This is a genomic window from Nocardioides sp. NPDC057577, assembly GCF_042801335.1.
In the GTDB taxonomy this organism is placed as follows: Bacteria; Actinomycetota; Actinomycetes; order Propionibacteriales; family Nocardioidaceae; genus Nocardioides.
The window spans coordinates 1-4,934 of the sequence record NZ_JBHVGB010000270.1; the positions used below are offsets into that span (position 1 = coordinate 1).

Annotated in this window: 4 protein-coding genes; all 4 read left to right on the top strand. The window is 72.4% G+C overall.

Annotated features, from left to right (window positions below):
- Nucleotides 1-273: 273 nt before the first annotated feature.
- Genes kdgD through ACFU7D_RS28610 form a run of 4 tightly spaced genes read left to right on the top strand, consistent with a single transcriptional unit; the run spans nucleotide 274 to nucleotide 4,864 of the window.
- Nucleotides 274-1,188, top strand: a complete 915-nt coding sequence (gene kdgD, locus ACFU7D_RS28595; RefSeq protein ID WP_378729637.1) for a 5-dehydro-4-deoxyglucarate dehydratase — start codon at nucleotides 274-276, stop codon at nucleotides 1,186-1,188.
- A gap of 43 nt (nucleotides 1,189-1,231) precedes the next feature.
- Nucleotides 1,232-2,725 carry an aldehyde dehydrogenase (NADP(+)) gene (locus ACFU7D_RS28600; RefSeq protein WP_378873641.1) on the top strand — a complete coding sequence of 498 codons (1,494 nt, stop codon included), beginning with the start codon at nucleotides 1,232-1,234 and terminating at the stop codon, nucleotides 2,723-2,725.
- Nucleotides 2,722-4,041: an enolase C-terminal domain-like protein gene (locus tag ACFU7D_RS28605; RefSeq protein WP_378873643.1), complete on the top strand. Its 1,320-nt coding sequence runs from the start codon at nucleotides 2,722-2,724 to the stop codon at nucleotides 4,039-4,041. The genes ACFU7D_RS28600 and ACFU7D_RS28605 overlap by 4 nt, the downstream gene beginning before the upstream one ends.
- Before the next feature lie 28 nt (nucleotides 4,042-4,069).
- On the top strand, nucleotides 4,070-4,864 hold the full coding sequence (locus ACFU7D_RS28610) for a sulfite exporter TauE/SafE family protein (RefSeq protein WP_378873645.1): 795 nt from the start codon (nucleotides 4,070-4,072) through the stop codon (nucleotides 4,862-4,864).
- The last annotated feature ends 70 nt before the right edge of the window (nucleotides 4,865-4,934 follow it).

Sequence of the window (4,934 nt, forward strand, 5' to 3'; positions counted from 1 at the left end):
GTCCAGGACCGCGAAGCGGCCGGCGAAGCCGGCGCCCGCAGGGCGTCCTTGACGCCGGTCCAGATCGAGAAGACCCTCCAGGAAAGGGTCGGCGGCCCCGACGAGCCCCGCGACCGAGTCCGCGACCGAAGCAGATCAGCCCCGCACACGCCCCAACGTGATGCCCCCAAGGCATCACTAGATTCAAATTCGGGCTTGGACAAGCATCATCGAACGTTCCTAACGTGATGGTCACCACCTCCGCATCACCAACATCTTTGAAGGACGTGACTCGTGACCGAGTACAGCCCGACCGACCTGGCAGCCCAGCTCAAGAGTGGGCTCCTCTCGTTCCCGGTCACCCATTTCACCGAGGACCTCCAGTTCGACGAAGAGGGCTACCGCAAGCACCTGAGCTGGCAGGCCGAGTTCCCGGTCGCGGGCCTCTTCGCCGCAGGCGGCACGGGCGAGGGCTTCTCGCTGAACCCGGAAGAGACCGACCAGGTCGTACGCGCTGCCGTCGGCGAGGTCGCCGGAGCGGTGCCGGTGCTGGCGCCGGCGACGGGCAGCACCGCCAACGCGGTGGCGCAGGCGAAGGCGGCCGAGGCCGCGGGCGCCGACGGGATCCTGCTGATGCCGCCCTACCTCACCGAGGCGGGCCAGGCGGGTCTGGTCGAGCACGCGAGCCGGGTCTGCGAGGCGACCGGCCTCGGCGTCATCGTCTACAGCCGCGCCAACGCGGTGCTGCGCGACGAGGCCGTGGCACAGCTGGCCGAGCGCAACCCCACGCTGATCGGCTTCAAGGACGGCATCGGCAACATCGAGCAGATGACCCGCACCTACGCCCGGGTCGGCGACCGGCTCATCTACATCGGCGGCCTGCCGACGGCGGAGACGTTCGCGCTGCCGCTGCTCCAGCTCGGCGTGAGCACCTACTCCTCGGCGCTGTTCAACTTCGCGCCGCAGTGGGCGATCGAGTTCTACGATGCCGTACGTGCCCAGGACCGCGACGAGGTCTACCGTCGTCTCAACGAGTTCGTGATCCCCTACCTCGACATCCGGGACCGTACGGCCGGCTACGCCGTGTCGATCGTCAAGGCCGGTCTGGCCGCGATCGGCCGACCCGCCGGCCCGGTCCGCCCGCCGCTGACCGACCTGCGCGAGGACGAGGTCGCCGAGCTGCGCGACCTGATCGCCCGGATCTCCTGACCGGCCCGAGACCAGCAGAGACCGACCCGATAGGAAAGGGACCATGACCTACCGCTCGATCATCGCCGGAGCCGACTCCGAGCAGCCTGACGTCACCGCGGCCACGAGCGCCGCGGCGGAGGCCTTCGCCGGCTACCGCGCCACCTCCCCCGAAGCCCGGGCGGACTTCCTCGAAGCCGTCGCCGCCGAGATCGAGGGGGCCCGGGCCGAGATCGTCGAGGCCGCCGTCGCCGAGTCGCACCTGCCCGAGGGCCGGATCAGCGGCGAGGTCGGCCGCACGACCGGTCAGCTCCGGATGTTCGCCGGCGTCGTGCGACGCGGCGACCACCTGGGCGTACGCATCGACCCGGCGCTCCCGGACCGCACCCCGCTCCCGCGGGCCGACATCCGCCAGCGCCAGATCGCGCTGGGTCCGGTGGCGGTCTTCGGTGCCAGCAACTTCCCGCTCGCCTTCTCCACCGCCGGCGGCGACACCGCCTCGGCGCTGGCCGCGGGCTGCCCCGTGGTGGTCAAGGGCCACCCGGCGCACCCGCTCACCGGCTACCTGGTCGCCCAGGCCATCACCCGCGCGGTCGAGAAGGCCGGGCTGCACGCCGGCACCTTCTCCTTCCTCCTCGACACCGATTTCAAGGGCGGCATCGAGCTCGGCCAGGCCCTGGTCGTCGACCCGCGGATCAAGGCCGTCGGCTTCACCGGCTCCCGCGGCGGCGGGCTGGCGATCGCCGCGGCCGCGGCGGCCCGGCCCGAGCCGATCCCGGTCTACGCCGAGATGTCCTCGATCAACCCGGTCGTCGTCCTTCCCGGGGCTCTCGAGGGCGACACAGATGCGCTCGCCGCCGCCTACGTCGGCTCGCTGACCCTCGGCTCCGGCCAGTTCTGCACCAACCCCGGCCTGCTCTTCCTCCCGAAGAGCGAGGCGGGTGACGCCTTCCTGACCGCCGCCGGCCGGGCCACCGCCGAGGCCATCGGCGCGACCATGCTGACCTCCGGCATCGCCGCCGCCTACGAGAAGGGCACCGCCGCCCTCCGCGCCACCGACGGTGTGACCGTCGTCGGCGAGGGCACCGCCGGGGAGACCGACGCCCCCGCGCCCCAGATCGTCGAGGCCGCCCGCCTCGCCGGCGTGACCGACGAGGTCTTCGGTGCCTCCGGCGTCGTGGTCCGCTTCGACTCGGTCGAGGACCTGCTGCCCAGCCTGGCCTCTCTCGAGGGCCAGCTCACCGCGACCGTCCACGCCACCGAAGCCGACAACGAGGCGGCGGCGCAGGTCGTCTCCGCGCTCGAGGTCAAGGCCGGACGGATCCTCTTCAACGGCTGGCCCACGGGCGTCGAGGTGGGCCACGCGATGGTCCACGGCGGCCCGTTCCCGGCCACCTCCGACTCCCGCACCACCTCGGTCGGCAGCCTCGCGATCGAGCGCTTCCAGCGCCCTGTCGCCTACCAGGACGTACCTGCCGCCCTCCTCCCGGAGGCCGTACGTGACGACAACCCGTGGCACCTCGCCCGCCGGGTCGACGGCGAGCTGCAGCTGCCATGACCACCATCGCGAAGGTCGAGGTCGTCCCGGTTGCGGGCCACGACTCGATGCTGCTCAACCTCAGCGGCGCACACGCGCCGTTCTTCACCCGCAACATCGCGATCCTCACCGACTCCGAGGGCCGCGAGGGCATCGGTGAGGTCCCGGGCGGCGAGCCGATCCGCCGCACCATCGAGGAGGCCGCCGAGCTGCTCGTGGGGCAACCGGTCACCCGCTACCGCACCCTGCTGCGGCAGGTCGCGGAGCGCTTCGCGGACCGCGACGCCGGCGGTCGCGGCGCCCAGACCTTCGACCTGCGTACGACCGTCCACGCCGTCACCGCGCTGGAGTCCGCCCTCCTCGATCTCGCAGGTCAGGCCCAGGGCGTACCCGTCGCCGAGTTGCTCGGCGACGGCCAGCAGCGCGACTCGGTGCCGATGCTCGGCTACCTCTTCTACGTCGGCGACCCCGACAAGACCGACCTGCCCTACCTGCGCGAACCCGATGCCACCGACGAGTGGGACCGCGTCCGCAGGGAGGTCGCGCTGACCCCCGAGGCCGTCGTACGTCTCGCCGAGGCCGCCCAGGCCCGCTACGGCTTCGCCGACTTCAAGCTCAAGGGCGGCGTCCTCGCCGGTGAGGAGGAGGTCGCCGCGGTGACCGCGCTCCACGAGCGGTTCCCCGACGCCCGGATCACCCTCGACCCCAACGGTGGCTGGCTGCTCGCCGACGCGGTCCGGCTCCTCGAGGGCAAGGACGACGTGCTCGCGTACGCCGAGGACCCCTGCGGCGCCGAGGGCGGCTACTCGGGTCGCGAGATCATGGCCGAGTTCAAGCGCGCCACCGGGCTGCGTACCGCGACCAACATGATCGCCACCGACTGGCGCCAGATGTCCCACGCGATCCGCACCAACGCCGTCGACATCCCCCTCGCAGACCCGCACTTCTGGACCATGTCCGGCTCCGTCCGCGTCGCCCAGATGTGCCACGACTTCGGGCTGACCTGGGGTTCCCACTCCAACAACCACTTCGACGTCTCACTGGCCATGTTCACCCACGTCGGCGCCGCCGCGCCGGGCGAGATCACCGCGCTGGACACCCACTGGATCTGGCAGGACGGCCAGGGTCTGACCGAGTCGCCGCTGGAGATCCGCGACGGTGCCGTCGCGGTCCCGGACGCGCCCGGGCTCGGGATCCGGCTCGACCGCGACCGGGTCGCGGCCGCGCACGAGCTCTACCTCGAGCACGGGCTCGGCGTACGTGACGACGGCGTCGCCATGCAGTACCTGGTGCCGGGGTGGACGTTCGACCCCAAGCGCCCGTGCCTGGTCCGGTGAACGCGGAGGCAGCGCGAGTGTCGGCCCGGTGAGCGCCGAGCTCGCCTGGCTCCTGCTCGCCGGCGTCGGCGCGGGCCTGACCGGCTCGGTGGCCGGTCTGGCCTCGCTGGTCAGCTACCCCTCCCTGCTGGCCGCGGGGCTGCCGCCGGTCGTCGCCAACGTCACCAACACGGTGGCCATGTTCGGCGTCACCGGCGGCACCATCGCAGGGTCGCGTCGCGAGCTGCGCGGCCAGGGCAGAAGGATCGCCTGGCTGGCCCTGGCCTCCTTCCTCGGCGGAGCGGTCGGCGCTGCCCTTCTGCTCACCACGCCGGCCGAGGCGTTCGAGACGGTGGTGCCCTGGCTCGTCGGCGCCGGGGCGGTGCTCCTGCTGCTCCGCGACCGGATCCGGGCCTGGGCCGCGGCCCGCGCAGCCGCGCGGCCACCACGCCAGGCCTCCCCGGCAGGTGTCGAGGAGCGGCGTACCTTGGCCCGCGGGTTCAGCTGGGGCGTCATCGTGTTCGTGCTCGGCATCTACGGCGGCTACTTCGGCGCCGGCGTCGGGATCATCGCGCTGGCCGTCCTCGTGCTCGAGCGCACCGAGGCCCTCGCGATCACCAACGCGGTCAAGAACGTCGCCACCGGCGTGGCCAACGGCACCGCCGCGATCGCGTACGTCTTCTTCGCCCCCGTGAGCTGGCCGGCCGCGATCGCCCTCGGAGCGGGTGCGGTGATCGGCGGCTTCCTGGGGCCGGCGATCGTCCGGGTCGCCCCCGAGCGCCCGCTGCGCTGGCTGGTCGGTCTCGCCGGCCTCGGCCTCGCGCTCCACCTCGCCACAACCTGAAACCCCCGCTGGTCGAGCCGACGTCGTGAGGGACGAACGACGTCGTGTCGAGACCAACACGGTCCCATCG